The 18,780-nt window shown below is 55.7% G+C and carries 17 protein-coding genes and 1 tRNA gene; 3 read left to right on the top strand and 15 right to left on the bottom strand.

All coding sequences use genetic code 11. The features are described 5' to 3' along the window. Positions 1-532: 532 nt before the first annotated feature. On the bottom strand, positions 533-913 hold the full coding sequence (locus tag AC1V0D_RS16630) for a winged helix-turn-helix transcriptional regulator (RefSeq protein ID WP_009087181.1): 381 nt from the start codon (positions 911-913) through the stop codon (positions 533-535). 98 nt (positions 914-1,011) lie between these two features. On the opposite strand from AC1V0D_RS16630, the gene AC1V0D_RS16625 reads away from it, so the two are divergent. Both AC1V0D_RS16625 and treF read left to right on the top strand, forming a co-directional pair. Continuing rightward, positions 1,012-1,869: an SDR family oxidoreductase gene (locus AC1V0D_RS16625; protein ID WP_154929142.1), complete on the top strand. Its 858-nt coding sequence runs from the start codon at positions 1,012-1,014 to the stop codon at positions 1,867-1,869. 330 nt (positions 1,870-2,199) lie between these two features. Beyond that, on the top strand, positions 2,200-3,879 hold the full coding sequence (gene treF / locus AC1V0D_RS16620; protein ID WP_009087184.1) for an alpha,alpha-trehalase TreF: 1,680 nt from the start codon (positions 2,200-2,202) through the stop codon (positions 3,877-3,879). 66 nt (positions 3,880-3,945) lie between these two features. On the opposite strand, the gene AC1V0D_RS16615 is transcribed toward treF, so the two are convergent. The 5 genes from AC1V0D_RS16615 to AC1V0D_RS16595 all read right to left on the bottom strand — a co-directional run bounded on the left by AC1V0D_RS16615 (position 3,946) and on the right by AC1V0D_RS16595 (position 7,688). After that, positions 3,946-4,452, bottom strand: a complete 507-nt coding sequence (locus tag AC1V0D_RS16615) for a ferritin-like domain-containing protein (RefSeq protein WP_009087185.1) — start codon at positions 4,450-4,452, stop codon at positions 3,946-3,948. Between the two features lie 10 nt (positions 4,453-4,462). Continuing rightward, a complete protein-coding gene (locus AC1V0D_RS16610; protein ID WP_009087186.1) occupies positions 4,463-4,945 on the bottom strand; it encodes a YciE/YciF ferroxidase family protein in 483 nt (160 codons plus the stop codon). A gap of 503 nt (positions 4,946-5,448) precedes the next feature. Next, complete coding sequence (locus tag AC1V0D_RS16605; protein WP_004571242.1) at positions 5,449-5,613, bottom strand: con-10 family general stress protein; 165 nt, start codon at positions 5,611-5,613, stop codon at positions 5,449-5,451. A 744-nt stretch (positions 5,614-6,357) separates the two neighbouring features. Then, positions 6,358-7,323, bottom strand: coding sequence for a sensor domain-containing diguanylate cyclase (locus AC1V0D_RS16600; RefSeq protein WP_265138277.1), 966 nt, complete (start codon positions 7,321-7,323; stop codon positions 6,358-6,360). Between the two features lie 289 nt (positions 7,324-7,612). After that, positions 7,613-7,688: transfer RNA gene (locus tag AC1V0D_RS16595), tRNA-Phe, on the bottom strand. Positions 7,689-7,911: 223 nt separating this feature from the next. On the opposite strand from AC1V0D_RS16595, the gene AC1V0D_RS16590 reads away from it, so the two are divergent. Beyond that, positions 7,912-9,231, top strand: coding sequence for a methyl-accepting chemotaxis protein (locus AC1V0D_RS16590; protein ID WP_009087189.1), 1,320 nt, complete (start codon positions 7,912-7,914; stop codon positions 9,229-9,231). Between the two features lie 26 nt (positions 9,232-9,257). Here AC1V0D_RS16590 and mrdA read toward each other — a convergent pair whose 3' ends face one another. From mrdA to osmY, 9 genes are all read right to left on the bottom strand, one after another. Further along, a complete protein-coding gene (mrdA, locus tag AC1V0D_RS16585; protein WP_150030426.1) occupies positions 9,258-11,147 on the bottom strand; it encodes a penicillin-binding protein 2 in 1,890 nt (629 codons plus the stop codon). A 209-nt stretch (positions 11,148-11,356) separates the two neighbouring features. Then, a complete protein-coding gene (gene deoD / locus AC1V0D_RS16580) occupies positions 11,357-12,070 on the bottom strand; it encodes a purine-nucleoside phosphorylase (RefSeq protein WP_009087192.1) in 714 nt (237 codons plus the stop codon). Positions 12,071-12,097: 27 nt separating this feature from the next. Next, complete coding sequence (gene deoB, locus AC1V0D_RS16575) at positions 12,098-13,321, bottom strand: phosphopentomutase (protein ID WP_482907778.1); 1,224 nt, start codon at positions 13,319-13,321, stop codon at positions 12,098-12,100. Positions 13,322-13,416: 95 nt separating this feature from the next. Then, positions 13,417-14,745 carry a thymidine phosphorylase gene (gene deoA / locus AC1V0D_RS16570; RefSeq protein WP_482907777.1) on the bottom strand — a complete coding sequence of 443 codons (1,329 nt, stop codon included), beginning with the start codon at positions 14,743-14,745 and terminating at the stop codon, positions 13,417-13,419. Between the two features lie 62 nt (positions 14,746-14,807). After that, positions 14,808-15,587, bottom strand: a complete 780-nt coding sequence (gene deoC / locus AC1V0D_RS16565) for a deoxyribose-phosphate aldolase (protein WP_476639396.1) — start codon at positions 15,585-15,587, stop codon at positions 14,808-14,810. Between the two features lie 209 nt (positions 15,588-15,796). After that, positions 15,797-16,594, bottom strand: coding sequence for a TatD family hydrolase (locus AC1V0D_RS16560; RefSeq protein WP_009087197.1), 798 nt, complete (start codon positions 16,592-16,594; stop codon positions 15,797-15,799). After that, entirely contained in the window at positions 16,591-17,643 is a 1,053-nt protein-coding gene (locus AC1V0D_RS16555) for a patatin-like phospholipase family protein (protein ID WP_140029526.1), read from the bottom strand. The genes AC1V0D_RS16560 and AC1V0D_RS16555 overlap by 4 nt, the downstream gene beginning before the upstream one ends. Before the next feature lie 219 nt (positions 17,644-17,862). Next, positions 17,863-18,024: a DUF1328 domain-containing protein gene (locus tag AC1V0D_RS16550; protein ID WP_003848537.1), complete on the bottom strand. Its 162-nt coding sequence runs from the start codon at positions 18,022-18,024 to the stop codon at positions 17,863-17,865. 98 nt (positions 18,025-18,122) lie between these two features. Then, the gene (gene osmY / locus AC1V0D_RS16545) at positions 18,123-18,737 is read right to left on the bottom strand and encodes a molecular chaperone OsmY (RefSeq protein ID WP_482907776.1); all 615 of its coding nucleotides are present in this window, start codon (positions 18,735-18,737) and stop codon (positions 18,123-18,125) included. Positions 18,738-18,780: the final 43 nt, after the last annotated feature.

The raw sequence follows: 18,780 nt of genomic DNA, 5'->3' as shown, positions 1-18,780 counted from the left end.
GTTACAGTAACACCACCCGTAAAAAGAGAGACTGGCCTGAGTCAGGCCTGCATGAAAAAGGCCTTCAACAGCCTGTTTTCAGGCACTATTTTGTTATAAACCCCACTCAGGGAAAGGTCAAAAATGAGAGAGGGAAAATTAAATCGCTTGGTTTTTTAACAGGTTAAAACCGCAAGCTTTTATCTCTGCCGCTTTGTTTGCTTTTTCGCATAACCCTGCTAATACCGCCATTAAAACCGCATAGAAAAACCGGCAGGAAAGCGATTTAAGCGCAGCTGTAAATGTTAATAAAATGAGTCAAAAAGCAGAGCTGAATTAAACGTCACACGCAGGCCGACGATTATTCCGGACCCGCGCGAGAAAAAACGGTTTAATAAGCGGCATTGGGCCGCTGGGGTTATTTGTGCCGCCGTTGCGCTCTGCCGTTTTGTCACAGAAGAGAATCTGTCACAGCGGATGCAGCCGGAGAACTGCGCGAACGCCTGAAGAGTGAGTCGTCGCGTGGAGACGGAGGCCGGAAAACAGAGGGGAACTACTCTGCGGCGGATTTTTCGCGCTGCGCCAGAATCCGGCTCACGTTCAGCTCCAGCCAGTCAGCCAGCCCGACAACCTGCTCACCGACTTCGCGACCCAGCGGAGTCAGGCAATATTCCACATGCGGCGGCACCACGTCATAGGCGATACGCTGCACGAAGCCATCCTCTTCCAGATAGCGCAGGTTCTGCGCCAGCATCCGCTCACTGACGCCACCCACCGTCCGGCGCAGCGCACTGAAGCGCAGCGTCTGGCCCTGCAGCGCTAACAGGATCAGCACACTCCAGCGGCTGGTCACGCGCTTCAGCACGTCACGGGACGGGCAGTTGACGTTAAGCAGCTCACCCCGGCTAAATCTTTCACTCAGTTTTTCAGACATTTACTTCGCTCCGTTCAAACTAACAATTCTGTAAGTACTTACTAAAAATTAGTTTATCCCGTAGTCTGATTTTCACCAACCGTCACAGGAGAGAAAACATGATTGCCGTAACAGGAGCTACCGGCCAGTTGGGCCGGTTCGTGATCGATGCCTTACTGAAAAAAGTCCCGGCCGAAGAGATCATCGCTGCGGTGCGTACGCCCGCCAGAGCGGCGGATCTTGCGGCGCAGGGTGTCACTGTCCGTGAGGCTGACTACAGTAAGCCAGAGACCCTCAGGGCCGCGTTTTCGGGCGTGGATAAGCTGCTGCTGATCTCCGGCAGTGAAGTGGGCCAGCGTGAAGCGCAGCACAAAGCCGTTATTGAGGCGGCGCAGGCGGCGGGTGTGGGTTTTATCGCTTACACCAGTCTGTTACATGCCGACAGCTCACCGCTGGGGTTAGCGATTGAGCACCGCGCGACCGAGGCGCTGCTGCAGGCCTCTGGCATCCCCTTTGCGCTGCTGCGCAACGGCTGGTACAGCGAGAACTATGCAGCCAGCATTCCTCCGTCGCTGGCGCACCACGCTTTTATCGGTGCGGCAGGCGAAGGCCGTATCGCCTCGGCAGCCCGTCAGGATTATGCGGAAGCGGCGGCAGAAGTCATGAGCCGTGACGATCAGGCCGGTAAGGTATACGAACTGGCCGGTGATGAGAGCTACACCCTGGCGCAGTTCGCTGCGGAGATTGCCGCCCAGAGCGGCGAGAAGGTCGATTACGTTAATCTCTCACAGAGTGACTTCGCCGCAGCGCTGAAAAACGCCGGTCTGCCAGACGGCCTGGCGGAGATGCTGGCGGATTCCGACGCCGGCGCAGAGAAAGGCGGCCTGTTTGATGATTCCCGCCAGCTGAGTCAGCTAATCGGTCGCCCGACGACCACCTGGCAGGCGGTGATTGCCGCGACGCTGGCGAAACAGTGATGTTGATGGCAGGGAGCGGACAGCCCGGTCCGCTCCCTGCCCGTTTCAGTCCTTCTTCCGTTGGGTATGCCACTTTTTGCACCCTGCCAGAGCCTCTGGTTTCTTTACAAAATGTAAACAGACGCCTGTTTTCTTCAGCTTAAATTTTTTTCTTTAGTTACCTAAGAGATTCATCTGAAATGCGTTTTTTGTGAACAGCAGCATATTTGGTTGAATTGTCTGGAATTTATTCAAAAACCTCAATTAATAGACAATTTTTATTACGTTCATAGGCAATCTGCATTGTTGTTCCGCAGATTGAGAGGTCTATAATTTGTCCTTTGTGCAACCATGACCGCTCAGGAGGCCGCTATTAATACTTATCGCCAGCAACAAAATGCACTTGAAGAGGTTCGTGCCGGGGCGGAAGTTGAGTATCAATACGATCCCCATGAACTGAAACTGGATCGCATGCAGGATTCTGAACCGGAACCGGAGCTGATCGAAGGCCTGCCGGCGCCGGATGCGCTGACGCCTGCCGATCGTTATCTGGAACTGTTTGAACATGTCCAGATGTCGCGAATTTTCGAGGACAGCAAAACCTTCCCCGACTGTTCGCCAAAGTACGATCCGCTGGATGTGCTGATGCGCTATCGTCGGCAGAAACGCAGCAGTGACTTCGACCTGTCGCGTTTTGTCGCCGATCACTTTTATCTGCCTGGCGTAAATGAAAGCTTCTATGTCTCCAACCCGGATAAAACGCTCAACGAGCATATCGATGACCTGTGGCCGGTTCTGACTAAAATGCCGCAGCAGCATATGCCGCACTCATCACTGCTGCCGCTGCCTAAACCCTATGTGGTCCCCGGCGGACGCTTTGGTGAAACCTACTACTGGGACTCCTACTTTACGATGCTCGGTCTGGCAGAATCGGGCCGCGACGATCTGCTGCGTCATATGGCGGACAACTTTGCGTGGCTGATCGATAACTACGGTCATGTGCCTAACGGCAACCGCACCTATTACCTGAGCCGCTCTCAGCCGCCGGTATTTGCCCTGATGGTCGAGCTGTTTGAAGAAGATGGCGTGCGCGGTGCCAAACGCTATCAGGAACAGCTGATGAAGGAATATCAGTTCTGGATGGACGGCGCCGGTTCACTGATGCCGAACCAGGCCTATCGTCATGTGGTGCGCATGCCAAACGGCTCACTGCTCAACCGCTACTGGGATGACCGCGATACGCCGCGTGACGAATCCTGGAGCGAAGACGTGGAAACCGCGCGTGAATCTAAACGTCCGGCCAGCGAGGTCTATCGCGACCTGCGCGCTGGGGCGGAATCGGGCTGGGATTACTCCTCGCGCTGGCTGCGTAACCCGAAACGGCTGTCGAGCATCCGGACGACGCAGTTCATCCCGATCGATCTCAACGCGTTTCTCTACAAGCTGGAACTGATGATTGCCACGCTTTCGCATGCCAAAGGCGAAGAGCTGACGGCGCTGGCGTGGCAGAAAAAAGCGGAAGCGCGTAAACGCGCCATCACCCGCTACCTGTGGGACAGCACCGCAGGCGTTTTCCGCGACTATGACTGGCGGCGTGAGCGTTTTGGGGCCTTTACGGTGGCGTCAGTCGTGCCGCTGTTTGTCGGGCTGGCTACACCGCATCAGGCACATCTGCAGGCGATCTCGCTGCGCCATCTGCTGCTGAGCAACGGCGGTCTGCTGACTTCTATGGTTGAAAGCGGCGAGCAGTGGGACCGTCCAAACGGCTGGGCGCCGATGCAGTGGATGGCCGTGGTTGGCCTGAATAACTATGGCGAAGAGACGCTGGCGAGTGAAGTGGCGGTTAACTGGCTCAACACGGTCAACAACTTTTATCAGCTGCACCATAAGCTGGTCGAGAAATATGACATCAGCGGCGATCGCGCCCGTCCGGGTGGCGGCGGTGAATATCCGCTACAGGATGGCTTTGGCTGGACCAACGGGGTAACCCGCAAGTTGATGACGATGTATGGTCATCTGATGGCAGACTGACACACAGAACAGCATTGACGCAAAAAAGCCGGGGCATCCCGGCTTTTTTATGCAGACTGTTCTGCGCTATTTCTTCGCTTCCGTGCCTGGCTGTGACGCCCGCTGCAGGAACTGCTGCGTCACTTCAGGCAGATGCTGCAATAGCCACTCCGCCATTGCCACTTCCTGGTCACGGATTTCGCTAAGGATCCGTACACCCTGGGTATCCCCTACCTGTTCTGCCGCCGCAATCAGGCTGGTGTAGCTGGCGATCTCGGCATTCTCAAACACATAGCCGCTAATAGCGCCTTTCACCACTTCATCAGAGTTAAACATGCCGCCCACGGCCTGGCCGGTGGCCGCCATTTTGCCCATCGCATCTTTCATCACGGAATGATCGATACCGTGGCTGTCGAGCAGCTGTTCCAGCAATGTCAGCTGATGTTTTGTCTCATCCAGATGCTGGGCCAGGCGCTGTTCCAGCGCCGGATAATGTTCAAGACGGCCCGACATTTTGCTCAGCATGCTTTCCGCTTGTTTTTCCATGGCATGCGCATCGCGCAGCCAGTCATGATAATGCTCAATTGCAGTCATGTGTCACTCCTTAAGAGACGGTAATCGACTCAGCGACCGAGGTCAGCTTTTCATCCGTTTGTTTTTCTTCATTCAGTGTCGCTTCCAGCAGCTCGGCGGCTTTGGTGTAGCCCAGCTTTAACGCCAGCGCATGCAGGGTGCCGTAAGTCGCAATCTCATAGTGCTCAACTTTCTGCGCCGCCCCGATCAGCCCCTGATCGCGGACTTCTCCCTTCTCGACCGAGTCGATGATCTCCTGCGCTTCCTCAACCAGACCTTCAAGCGCATGGCATTTCATACGTTTGATTTTAACTTCAGGTGTTACCTCTACCAGTTCGTCGAGGCGTTCAATCTGCACCCGGGTCTCTTCCAGGTGTTGATTAAACGCAGCAACAAGCGTTTCGTCACTGGCAGCACGCGCCATTTTAGGCAATGCACGGGTTATCTGTTTCTCAGCGCTGTATACATCGGATAAGTCATGGATGAACAGATCGTTTAACGTTTTCACTGTCATAAGATAGCCTCATTGATTAAAAAGCTGCGTCGGTAATAACGCAACGCCAGTCATATCGTTGACACCTGGAAAGTCTAGTGGAGATTCTTAATATCGCACGCTTCGGTAGTATGAATTTGAGACAAAAGTGGCATGTAAAATGCACTTTCCTTTTTGCAGCAGCATGTTAGCTGAAAAGCATTTTCCACGTTACGGCTTCGCTACCCACATCCGAATTTGTACAAGCGTATAAAACACTGTATACATTTCCGGAATCCGGCGCATAAAAAATGCACCAGGCAAAACTTCATCTGTACAAACTTTTATTAAACCGTATAGCTTTAACGAAACGGAAATAAAAAAACCGGACAGGCAAACCCATCCGGTTTAATTAAGGATATCTGTTGCTGCCAGTCATTAAGCAGCGACATAATTCAGGGGGTAATTATCTTTAAGGAAAATTAAAGAGAATCTCTGTGGCCCGCTTAACCTGTTAACCTGCTGTGATGACAGCGCTTAAGGGTTTAGCTGCGGCGACTGACCTTACCTCCTTTGCGCCCTGCCTCAATAGCCCGCTCGGGGTCATTCTTAAAGTTCCCGCCGCTTTTCTGGCCGCCTTTGCGCCCGGCTTCAGCCGCACGCTCTTTGTCAGCCGCAAAGTTTCCGGCCCCACCACGATATTGAGTCATTCTGTGTTCCTCTTTGAATTAAAAATCAGAATTTGCACAGTTAATGCTTCATCAGGCCGATTCAGCAATCTAAATGTAGACAGAAAATCGGACCGATCAAGCGAGCCAAATAAAAATCCGCCATCGCTCTGGTTTATTGGTGGCTCTGCCCTCATCCGGATTGATAACGCATTTCAACTATCGCCTTTTCCTATTCGAAAAAAGCGAACCGGCGTGTCAAAACTTTATAGCTAAATTCGCCGCGCCCTATTAATCGATCTTTTTCGAAAAATGTCCAATTGAAAAAATCGTAAGCGAAGCGGCTGCAACATAACTTCTTCAATATCAGGTGGTGAAGATGATCAACAAACGATCAATTTCCCTAAGCGAAGCGCGAAATAAATCCAGGCCGCGTCTTTTCAGGATCAGAATTAAGCGAAGCGCACGGCATTATGAGCATCAGGTTTAAAATGGTGAATTTGATCAATAAATGATCAATTATCATGGTTTAACGAGAATTTTAATTAAAATCATAGGCCATTTCCGGCCCTGAAATTAATGACTAAGCGAAGCGGTATAATTTAAGCATGTGTACAGTGAAGGTGAGGCTTTCGGAATAGTACTAAAAAGTGTTTTCTGCGGAGGCTGGCATCAACCCTGCCGCTCTGCGACACAGGCAGGAGTGTGATGAAGTGTGAAAAGAGAAGATCTGGTGGGGTGTGCCGTTACGCCTGATGGAGAGCGCGCACAGCCGGGTATATCAGGTCACAGTAATCGGGTAATGTCAGGATCAAAAGCCACACCGCGTTTGCCGTTTTTCTTGATGCGGTACATCGCTTCATCCGCGCGCGCCAGCGCGGTGTCGAAATCATCGCTGGCCTGCACCTGAGATACGCCCACAGAAGCCCCGATCATGGCGTGTCCGTTTGCCATCTCAAACGGCGTCAGAACGGCATCCAGGCAGGCATGGGCCAGCGCTCTGACCTGCGGATGAATGATGGCAAAGGGCAGCAACAGGACAAACTCATCCCCACCGAGCCGGCCGGTGATGACCGCTTCCGGAACGCTTTGCGTCAGCCGCTGACTCAGCTCAATGAGTACTTCGTCACCGCTGCGGTGACCCAGCGTGTCATTGACGTGCTTGAAGTTATCCAGGTCAATAAAGACGACACAGAGCGGCCCCTGCGCTTTGAGTTCGCAGAAGGCACTTTGCAGTGCATGACGATTGTTGAGTAATGTCAGGGGATCGTGCAGCGCCAGCAGCGCGAGCTGCTCTTCATATTGCTTCTCTTTGGTCATGTCGATATGCGTGCCGATTACTTTGACCGGCTGCCCCGCTTCATTCCACTCGCTGACCCGGCCACGATCCAGTACCCAGGCGATACTGCCATTTTTGGCGATCATGCGATGCAGGGCCTCGTAGTAGGGCGCTTTCCCGGTAATGTGGTCGTAAAACGCGCGTAAAACCTCGGCGGCATCATCGGGATGCAGGCTCTCTTTCCAGGATTCAAACGTGGCGTCAGTCTCTTTCGGCTGGAAGCCCAGCATGGCACCCCAGCGCCGGTTGAAGATCACCAGCTTGCCGCTGGGAATGTCCAGTTGCCACAGAAACAGCCCGGTGCCATCCAGCGCCGCATTGAGTTTTGTCCGGGCGTCATGCGCTATACGCTTCAGCCGCGCATTATGCTTTTTCAAATTCTGTATCTGCAGACGCAGCGCTTCTTCTGACATGACCGTAAGACAGGATTGAGAAAGGGGTATTGTGCCTGTCAGAGTGATTCTGTAAAGAGAGGCGTATAAAACACGATTAGTCGCGGCCAATTGCAGGCTGGGCAGAATATCAGGCGGTGGCAGTCTGGCATTACAGCACAGAGGCAAGACGGTAAATTAGTTTCGCCGTAAAATCTTTCTTGCGGGTGACCGGGTGAGTAAGGGAACGCGGGCAAATCAGTGGAGGGTTATGAGGTAGGATGTAGCGCTAAAAAGCAAAAACCCCCGCCGAAGCGAGGGTTTCAAATTTTGGTGCCCGAACCCGGAATCGAACCAGGGACACGGGGATTTTCAATCCCCTGCTCTACCGACTGAGCTATTCGGGCAACGGGGCGCATTAAACCAAAGCGGCCCGGCAGCGTCAAACGCTTTTCGCCAAAATCAGATCGACTGCCCGCTTTTCCATCAACCCGCCCGCTGTGGCTCTCCTGACACCAAAAACGTGACGGTCGTCAGGATAAATAGTCGTCAGCGAACCGGTAAAGACTCCATTGTGCCGCGCGGATGCCGATAAATAAGGCGAATCCCACACTAATAATAAGGATCGCTATGTTTTCCACCATTACATCAGGAATCGCTGCACGTCACAGCTGGCAGAAACGCGCACACTCAGCAGCCACGCTGAGCTCGCTTAACGGATCTATCGCCATGATCGAATTTTCGCCTGACGGCACCATTCTCAGCGCCAATACGCTGTTTCTGGCGCGTATGGGCTACACGCTGGCAGAGATAGAAGGCCAGCACCACAGCCTGTTCTGCACCGCAGAGCAGTTACAGTCGAAAGATTATCAGGATTTCTGGCTGCGACTGAACCGGGGAGAGAGCTTCAGCGACAAGTTTCTGCGCGTAGCCAAAAACAGCCGCCCTGTGTGGCTCGAAGCCAACTATGTCCCGGTGCAGAACCGACATGGCCGGGTGATCAAAATCGTTAAGCTGGCCACCGACATTACCGGCCATATCAACGACGCCCAGGAGCAGCGCGCCATCACGACCGCCATTGAGCGCTCTATGGCTGTGATCGCCTTTAACCTCAAGGGCGAGGTGCTCAAAGCCAATGATAACTTTCTGAAAACCATGGGCTACCGCCGGGAGGAGATCGAAGGTATCCATCACAGCCACTTCTGCTCGCAGGCGCTGCGCGACAGCCGGGAATATAGCGAATTCTGGCAGCAGCTCAACCGGGGTGAATTTGTCTCCGGTCAGTTTCCCCGCGTCAACAAGGCCGGTGAGACCATCTGGCTGCGCGCAACCTACAACCCGGTGTTTGACGAACAGGGCCGGCTCTACAAAATCGTCAAATTCGCGACGGATGTCACCGCTCAGGTGGAAAAGAATCAGCAGGAGCATGACGCGGCGCAGCAGGCTTACCACACCGCGCTGCAGACGGATGAGAGTACACGGCTGGGTGCCGATGTGATTGCCAGCAGCGTTCAGACCATGAATGCGCTGGCGGGTGAACTGCAGGGCATCTCCGGCGATATTACCGGCCTGAGCGAGTCATCAGATCGTATCGGCGCGATTGTCGAAGGGATCCGGCGCATTGCCGATCAGACCAACCTGCTGGCACTGAATGCCGCCATTGAGGCCGCAAGAGCGGGCAGCCATGGCCGCAGCTTTGCGGTCGTGGCAAACGAAGTGCGCACGCTGGCGGCGAACATCAACCGCGCGACTACCGACATCGAAAACCGGATACAGCAAAACCACGTGCTGGCGAGCCGCGCGCTGAAGGGGATCGAATCGAACCTGAAGCGGGCGGATCAGGGCGTGCAGCTGGCCCAGGAAGCGGGCGGCGTCATCGCCGAAATCCGCGAAGGCGCAACCGATGTGGTGCGTGCCATCGGCCAGGTCGCCAGAACGCTTAAGGCCTGAGTGGCTGCGGGGGCTGTTGCCCCCTTTTACTGCACGGTCTGCGCGGTCTGGGTGGCGGACACCGTCGCCTCTGGCGCGGGCGGGATAAAGATATGGTCCAGAATATCCCGCATCACCGGCGCAGCCGTCACCCCTTCCCCGCCGCCGTTCTCCAGAATCAGGGCCACTGCGACCTTCGGGTCGTTAAAGGGCGCAAAGGCGGTGTAGAAGATATGGTCACGCAACCGGACCGGGATCATCTTCGCGTTATAGGTCTGGTTCTGGCGCAGGCTGAAAACCTGCGAGGTGCCACTTTTCGCGGCGATGCCATAAGGCGCCGTGTGGAAATATTTATAGCCGGTGCCGTTAGGTGAGTTCGCCATGCCAAACATCGCACGGCGCACCAGCGCCCAGTAGGGAGAATGGGGATCGCCAATCTGTGTTTCGCGCAGCGGTGGATGGTAGTTCTCTACCAGGGTGCCGCGCTGGGTTTTCTCCAGCAGATGCGGCGCAATCACCCTGCCGTTGTTGATCAGCGCCACCATCGCTTTCACCATCTGAATCGGCGTCGCAATCCAGTAGCCCTGGCCAATGCCGACTGAGACCGTATCGCCCTGATACCACGGCTTTTTATGCACCTTCTGTTTCCACTCGCGGCTCGGCAGCAGGCCGTTATACTCCTCATTCAGATCGATACCGGTCGATTTGCCATAGCCGAACTGGCTGAGCATGGTGTGAATGCGATCGATGCCCATCATAAACGCCACCTGATAGAAAAAGGTGTCGGCAGACTCTTCAATGGCGCGGGTCACATCCAGCATACCGTGGCCCGTCTTTTTCCAGTCGCGATAGCGCCGGTCGGTGCCCGGCAGCGTCCAGGTCGGCGCGCCAAAGAACTGCGTCTGCGGCGTAATCACATGGGTCAGCAGTGCCGACATCGCCATGTAAGGTTTCACCGTCGAGGCGGGCGGATAGAGTCCCTGCGTGACGCGGTTAATCAGCGGCAGGTTTTTATCCTGCAGCAGCTTTTTGTAGGCCTGATAGCTGATGCCTTTGACAAACGGATTGGGGTCATAGCTGGGGCTGGAGACCATCGCCAGCACCGAACCGTCGTGCGGATCCTCAATCAGCAGCGCCGCACGCTGCCCCGCCAGGCGGCTTTCCACATACTGCTGCAGATGGAGATCCAGCGTCAGCGTCAGGTTCTTGCCTGCCACCGGCGGCACCTCTTTCAGCACCCGGACAATGCGGCCGTGGTTATCCACTTCCACTTCCTGATAGCCCGGCTTGCCGTGCAGCAGCGCTTCGTAATAGCCCTCAATGCCCTGCTTGCCGATGTTATGGTCCGCCGCATAGTTTTCGGCGATCCCCTCTTCATTCAGGCGCTTGTAGTCGCTGTCGTTGATTTTCGAAACATAACCGACCACATGTGCCAGATCGGCCCCGTAGGGGTATTCCCGATCCTGATAGGTCTCAAGACTGGCACCGGTGAAGCGAAACTGATTCACCGCAAAGCGGGCGACCTCCTCTTCGGTCAGCTCCTCTTTCAGCACCACCGGCTTGTAGCGGCTGGTCTGCTTCAGCGCATGGCGGAAGGTGTCGATCTCATCGGGCGTCAGATCCACGAGCGGCGTCAGCTCGCGCAGCGTCGCTTCCATGTCGCTGATTTTATACGGCGTCAGCGTGATGGCGTACCAGCTGACGTTACGCACCAGCGGAATGCCGTTGCGGTCATAGATCAGCCCGCGCGTCGGCGCGATGGGGATCATCTTGATGTCGTTCTGATTGGAGCGCGTCTGGTAATAGCCGTGATCGCGCACCTGCAGACGGAAAAGGTTCACGCCAAGTATAGTGAAACAGAGACAGACCAGAGCAAAGGCAACTGCAGCACGGCGGGCAAAGAGCTTCTCTTCAGCTTCGAAGTTACGAAAATTCATCAGGGGGCATTATCAGGCGATTAATTATTATCTGTTGTTGCGCACCATAATAAAGCGCGTTCGCGGCGGTGCCAGCACGAAGATGCACAAGCCTCGGCAAAAGTGTGTCATTTGATGTGAATGTTACGGGAGAGCGCGGGGGAGTGAGGCAGATCCCCCGGTTAAAGAGGATCTGAACAGATGGCGGACGACAGCGCCCGCCAGAGGGATTAATCACCCAGCAGGACAGATTCCAGTGCGATCTTAATCATGTCGTTGAACGTCGTCTGACGTTCAGCCGCTGTGGTCTGCTCATGCGTGCGGATGTGGTCTGATACTGTGCAGATGGTCAGCGCTTTAGCGCCAAACTCAGCGGCCACACCGTAGATGCCTGCCGCTTCCATCTCGACGCCGAGGATGCCATATTTTTCCATCACGTCGAACATCTGCGGATCCGGAGTGTAGAAAAGGTCGGCAGAGAAGATATTACCGACGCGTGCTTCAACACCCAGGTTTTTTGCCGCATCCACCGCGTTGCGCACCATGTCGAAGTCAGCAATCGCCGCGAAGTCGTGATCTTTGAAACGCATACGGTTCACTTTGGAATCGGTGCAGGCACCCATACCAATCACGATGTCACGCAGTTTGACGTCTGGACGCACGGCACCACAGGAGCCAACACGGATGATCTTCTTCACGCCGAAGTCAGTGATCAGCTCTTTGGTGTAGATGGAGCAGGAAGGAATACCCATTCCGTGACCCATGACAGAGACTTTGCGGCCTTTGTAAGTGCCGGTATAGCCCAGCATGCCACGCACATTGTTCACTTCAACCGGGTTTTCCAGGAAGGTTTCTGCGATGTGCTTTGCACGCAGCGGATCGCCGGGCATCAGAACAACATCGGCAAAATCGCCCATTTCAGCATTGATGTGAGGAGTAGCCATGGTTTAAATCCTTATTAAAGTGCTGATTTACAGCATGTTCTTGCCATAGTCCATGTCGGACAGGCCAAAGTAGTGTGCAATTGTCTGACCAATATCGGCGAACGTCTCACGGTAGCCCAGTGAGCCCGGCTCCACCTTCGGTCCGTAGATCAGAATCGGAATGTGCTCACGCGTATGCTCGGTGCCTTGCCAGGTCGGGTCACAGCCGTGGTCCGCGGTGAGGATCAGGATGTCATCTTCGCCGACCAGTTCCATCAGCTCAGGCAGGCGACGGTCAAACAGCTCCAGGCCGCCAGCATAACCGGCGACATCGCGGCGATGCCCCCAGGTGGAGTCGAAATCCACGAAGTTGGTGAAAACAATCGCCTGATCCGGCGCCGTTTTCATCTCCTGGATCGTCGCGTCAAACAGCGCATCCAGACCGGTCGCTTTGACCTTTTTGGTAATGCCCTGCTCCGCATAGATATCGGCGATTTTGCCCACTGAAATCACATGCCCGCCTTTCTCATCTACCAGCTTTTTCAGCATGGTGGCTGAAGGTGGCTCAACCGCCAGGTCGTGACGGTTACCGGTGCGCTCAAACTGCCCCGCTTTGTCGCCCACAAACGGACGGGCAATCACGCGGCCGATGTTATAGCCCCCTTCCGTCAGCTCTTCACGGGCGATTTCACACAGCGCATAAAGGCGGTTGAGGCCAAAGGTCTCTTCATGACAGGCGATCTGGAACACCGAGTCTGCCGAGGTATAGAAAATCGGCTTGCCGGTTTTCATATGCTCTTCGCCCAGCTGATCGAGGATCACGGTGCCTGATGAGTGGCAGTTTCCGAGGTAGCCCGGCAGGTCAGCGCGCTCCACCAGCTTGTCCAGCAAATCCTGCGGGAAGCTGTTCTCTTTGTCGCTGAAGTAGCCCCAGTCAAACAGTACCGGCACACCGGCAATTTCCCAGTGGCCTGACGGCGTATCTTTGCCCGAAGACAGCTCACTGGCGTAGGCGTACGCGCCGGTGATCGTTGCCTCAGGGTCCAGACCGGCCGGGAAGCGACCGGTCGACAGCTCCGCGGCTTTGCCCAGACCCAGCGCGGTAAGATTAGGCAGATGCAGAGGGCCTTTACGTCCCTTGTCTGCTTCACCTTTAAAACAGGCTTCAGCGATGTGACCCAGGGTATCTGAACCCGCGTCACCGAACTTATCGGCATCTTTACTGGAGCCAATTCCAAAGGAATCGAGAACCATAATAAAAGCACGTTTCATGCAAGTCTCCTGCGCATTGGCGCGTGACAAGTCAAAAAAAAGCGATCAGATCAGTATACCTGAATGCATCGCGGCTGGCACGGGTTACGGGCCAGTTAGCGGATATCGCTCACACGGCGATAGACAACCGGTGTCTCAGCCGGGGCGCTGTCACCCAGCACCAGCGCGGCTTTCACCGCGGCGGCGGCCTGCTGCCACTGCTCTTCGCTGCTGGCGTGAATCATCGCCAGAGGACGCTGTGCGTCGGCCCGTTCGCCCAGGGTGATCATGTCGCTCAGGCCGACGCTGTAATCAATGCTGTCGCTGGCACGCTGACGTCCGCCTCCCAGCGCGACCACAGCCAGCCCCAGCGCACGGGTATCCATACGGCTGACGATGCCTGGCTGGTCGGCATATACCGGTCTGCTCAGCATCGCCTGTGGCAGATAGGTGTCGTAGCGTTCGACAAAATCGGCCGGACCCTTCTGAGCCGCAACCATACGCCCGAAGCAGTCGGCCGCGCTGCCGTTGTCCAGCACCGCCATCAGCTTCTGACGCGCTTCGGCGTCGCTGGCAGCCAGTTTACCGGAGATCAGCATTTCACTGCAGAGCGCCAGCGTCACCTCCAGCAGGCGCGGATTGCGCTGCTCGCCGGTAAGGAAACGCACCGCTTCACGCACTTCCAGCGCATTACCTGCGGAGGAGGCAAGCACCTGATTCATGTCGGTCAGCAGGGCTGTGGTCTGACAGCCTGCGCCATTGGCGACGCCCACGATCGACTGCGCCAGCTGCTCAGAGGCGTCATAGGTTGGCATAAACGCGCCAGAGCCGACTTTCACATCCATCACCAGTGCATCCAGTCCCTCGGCCAGCTTCTTCGCCAGAATCGAGGCGGTAATCAGTGGAATGGAATCAACGGTGGCGGTGATGTCACGCGTGGCGTAGAAACGCTTGTCCGCCGGGGCCAGCGAGCTGGTCTGGCCGATAATCGCCACACCCACCTGCTTAATGATCTCGCGAAAACGGTCATCGCTGGGGAAGATGTCGAAGCCCGGAATCGCCTCCAGCTTATCCAGCGTGCCCCCGGTGTGGCCCAATCCACGCCCGGAGATCATCGGCACATAGCCGCCGCACGCCGCCACCATCGGTCCTAACATCAGTGACGTCACATCGCCAACGCCGCCGGTAGAGTGCTTGTCCACCACCGGGCCATTGAGATTGAGTGATTGCCAGTTGAGCACCGTACCGGAGTCGCGCATCGCCATCGTCAGCGCCACCCGCTCAGGCAGGGTCATATCGTGAAAATAGATGGTCATCGCCAGCGCAGCAATCTGGCCTTCCGAAACGCTGTTATCGCGCACGCCGTTGATGAAGAAGCGAATCTCCTCTTCAGTCAGCGCATGGCCGTCACGTTTTTTACGAATAATTTCTTGTGGCAGGAACACGAAAGCCCCCTGGTTCAGAAAAGATGCGGTGGGGAAAAGGCGGTCCGCGACCGCCAGAAGGATCAGTAACCGGCTTTACTGGTGTCGCTGTTGTGACCCAAAGTATTCAGCAGGCTCGCCAGCAGGCTGGAGGCACCAAAGCGGAAATGGCGCGCATCGGCCCAGTCGGCACCCAGCGTCTCTTCCGCCATTTGCAGATAGAGTGCGGCATCTTCCGCGGTGCGCACGCCGCCCGCAGGTTTAAAGCCAACCTGCTCACTGACGCCTTTATCCCGGATCACATTCATCATGATCTGCGCCACTTCGGGCGTCGCGTTGACCGGCACTTTGCCGGTAGAGGTTTTGATAAAGTCGGCACCGGCGTCGATGGCGATTTCTGACGCCTGACGAATCAGCGCTTCCTGCTTCAGCTCACCGGTTTCGATGATCACTTTCAGCAGCACATTCGCTTCCGCACAGGCCGTTTTACAGGCTTTGACCAGATCGAAGCCGACCTGACTGTTCCCGGCGATCAGCGCGCGATAGGGGAACACCACATCCACTTCATCGGCACCGTAGGCGATTGCGGCACGGGTCTCGGCCAGCGCAATGTCGATGTCATCATTGCCGTGCGGGAAGTTCGTCACCGTGGCGATACGAATCTCCGGCGTGCCCTGCTCGCGCAGCGTTTTACGCGCAATCGGAATAAAACGCGGATAGATGCAGATTGCGGCGGTGTTGCCTGCCGGGGATTTGGCCTGATGGCACAGGGCGATCACTTTTGCATCGGTGTCGTCCTCATTCAGGGTGGTCAAATCCATCAGTTTCAGGGCGCGCAGGGCGAGGTGTTTGATATCGGTCATGAGGCTCTCCAAAGAATCGGGGTGCAACCCACCGGCTCGCCGGCGGAATGTTATAATAATAACACTCTGAAGCGGCCTGATATGTGCCAGCAGTCACATAGAAATAAGAAATTGGTGCAATATTACCACGCAGGCTGTGACAAAAATCGCAGATAACGCGGAATAATGGCCATTATACGTCAGGCGATGCGATGTTACTATTATCACATTTATGGGCGCAGCGCCGGAAAGGCGGGATCGAGCCGGAACAGCTGCTGGCTGTTGTGCCACAGGGCATCGGCAATTTCTTCAGGTGACTCGTCACGCAGGCTACAGAGCACCTCCCACACCCGACGCGCCCGTTCAGGACGATTGGGTTGACCCTGAAAGCCCTGCAGCGGCATATCAGGGGCATCGGTTTCCAGCAGCAGCGAAGAGAGTGGCAGCTGTGCCACGGTCTGACGGGTTTTGCTGGCGCGCTCATAGGTGATGGTGCCGCCAACGCCAATCGCATAGCCCAGCCGGATAAAAGCCTGCGCCTGCTGCAGGCTGCCAGCAAAACCATGCACCACGCCACGGCGCGGCAGGTCGTGACGACGCAGGATCTGCGCGAGTTTGTCATGCGTGCGCCGTGAATGCAGGATCACCGGAAGCTGATAGGTTTTCGCCAGCTTAAGCTGCGCCTCAAGAAAGCGCTGCTGCTTATCAAACTGCGGATCGTCGCGATAGAGATCCAGCCCGATCTCGCCGATCGCCACCAGCTTACGCGGTCGCTGTTGCAGCAGCGTTTCAAGCTGGTCGAGATGGGAGGCCTGATGCGCTTCGATCACAATCGGATGCAGCCCCAGCGCGGCATATAAGGCCGGATGCGCTGCGGCCAGCGCAGAGACCCGCTCAAAGCGGCTGGCATCAATCGCCGGAACGATGATCTTCTCCACGCCCGCCTCAGCGGCGCGCGCCAGGCTGGCGGAAATGTCCCCCTCAAACGGCGGAAAGTCGAAGTGGCAGTGCGTGTCGATAAACTTCATGCCAGCGATCCTTTGTCGTAATGCTCATCGTTATCCGCCAGCGGCGGCGTGATAATCTGGCGGGTATCGGGCGCGTTCGCCACCGGGGCAGCGGGCGTGACGATGCGCGGCGAGGTCAGCGGTTCCGCATCGCTCAGCCACTGCCCCAGCGTCGCGAGGAAATAGCGGCCGCAGCGCCGTCCCAGATGATAATCCTGATTTAGTGAGCTGATGCGGCTGCCAAGCGCACTGCTGGCCAGCGCATGCGGCGGAAAGATTTCGATGATACGCAAATCATCGGGGGGATTCTCAATGAACTGCTGAATTTCCCGATAGCTCTGCTCATGCCGGTTGACCACATTCACCATTGGCTGCAACGCGCCGGTACTGAGCCAGCGCTCCATCCGCCTGAACCATTTCGGCGTGTAGAACATCTGCGACGGCACGGTGCGGATCACCACGATGGTGTCAGCCCCGCGACGGGCCGCCTCCCGCACCGGAATGGCATCGCTGATGCCGCCGTCGAGATAGCTGATCCCCTCCAGATTGACCCCCAGCCGGTAAAAGCCGGGGATAGCGCTGGAGGCTTTGATCAGATCCAGCCAGTTGTCGGCAGTGGGCGTGAAGTAGCCAGGGGTGTAATCGTCACTGCGGCAGGCGCACATATAAAATTCGCGGCCGCTGGAGAACATCTGCTCTGCACTGCTCATCGCCAGCGGAAATTCACTGCGGGTTATCTCAATCAGCCAGTCGAGATCGATCAGATTTCCCCCGCGCACAAAGCGCAGCGGATCGAAAAAGAGTTTGCTGGTGGTATATCGGGTAATGACGCGCCGGGCATAGCCGGGCTGACCACAGACATAGGCAGAGAGATTTTGTGCACCGGCAGAGGTGCCAAGCATCAGATGAAACGGGTTAAATCGGGCGCGCTGAAACTCATCCAAAACACCGGCGGTAAAAATACCGCGCTGACCGCCGCCTTCACACACCAGGGCAATCTTCTGTGATTTAAAGGGGATCAGTGCCAGAGGTTCAATGGCACCAAGCGTGACAGGAATGCGTATACCCACTGTGCGAACCTCAGAAGGGCTCCGGGCAGGCTGGGGGAGCAATCCGCTTGCAGCGGCAGCATTCCGGAGAACCAGTCCTCTATTCCTTTAACCGGTAAACCTGCCAGGCAGGCTTACCACCGTCGCGATATGAAGGTGTCCCTCTCTTCACGTCTGTCGCTGACGATGACTGGTCTCCGCTCTATGCTTTGCGTTGCATTACACTGCAGGACTCATCGGCTAAAGCTTTTTACGGCCGGTAAACAGGCTGATGAGGAACAGGATAATACCAACAACGAAGACAACTTTAGCTGCCCATGCTGCTGTACCCGCTAAACCGCCAAAACCTAACGCTGCAGCAATCAGTGCGATCACCAGAAAAATAATGCCCCAACGAAACATAAGCCTCTCCTTACCCTATTTAAATTCGAACTGCTTATTTCATCCCCGGATGGGTCTCTTTTATTCGTGCGGTCACAACCGTGACCGCACTGCAGCCATTAAGATTTAACCGTCAGGTCATTCTTAACGCTTTTCACGCCTTCAATGGCTTTAGCGATGCTTTCAGCACGGTCTGACTGTGCCTTACTCGCCACATGCCCTGAAAGCAGAACAACGCCGTCGGTGGTTTCAACTTTAACGTTGCGCGACGGAACAATGTCATCCGCTAATAGCTTAGCTTTAATTTCGCTGGTCGTTGCGGCATCGCCCGCATAACCTTTCACAGAAGTGGTTTTGCTGTCTCTGACGTGTAGTTTGTCGCTGACGGATTTAACACCTTCGATTTTCTGCACCACAGCCACAGCCTTTTCAGCCTGATCCTGTGAGGTGACGAAACCGCTTAAGGTCACGACGCCCTGATGCGTTTTTACCGAGATATCCGTGCTTTTAATGGCGTCGTCATCCACCAGTGCCGCTTTGGCTTTGGCGGTGATGCCGCTGTCATCCATATAACCATCGACTTTTTTCATAGAACTATCGATTTTCGAACCCGCGCTGTCGGCAGTCTGAGACGCTTTCTGAGAAAGTGATTCGTCAGCCAGGGCGCTGCCGCTGATCAGTGCTGAGCCAATCATGGCGGCCATCAGGGTTTTAGCAATCTTAGTCTTGTTCATCGATATCTTCCTTCTATCAGTTAACTCACCCAAAACTGTGGGC

It is taken from the genome of Pantoea sp. PA1 (genome assembly GCF_056856975.1).
The sequence above is the reverse complement of the archived record's forward strand: the minus strand, read 5'-3'. Positions and strand labels throughout refer to the sequence as shown.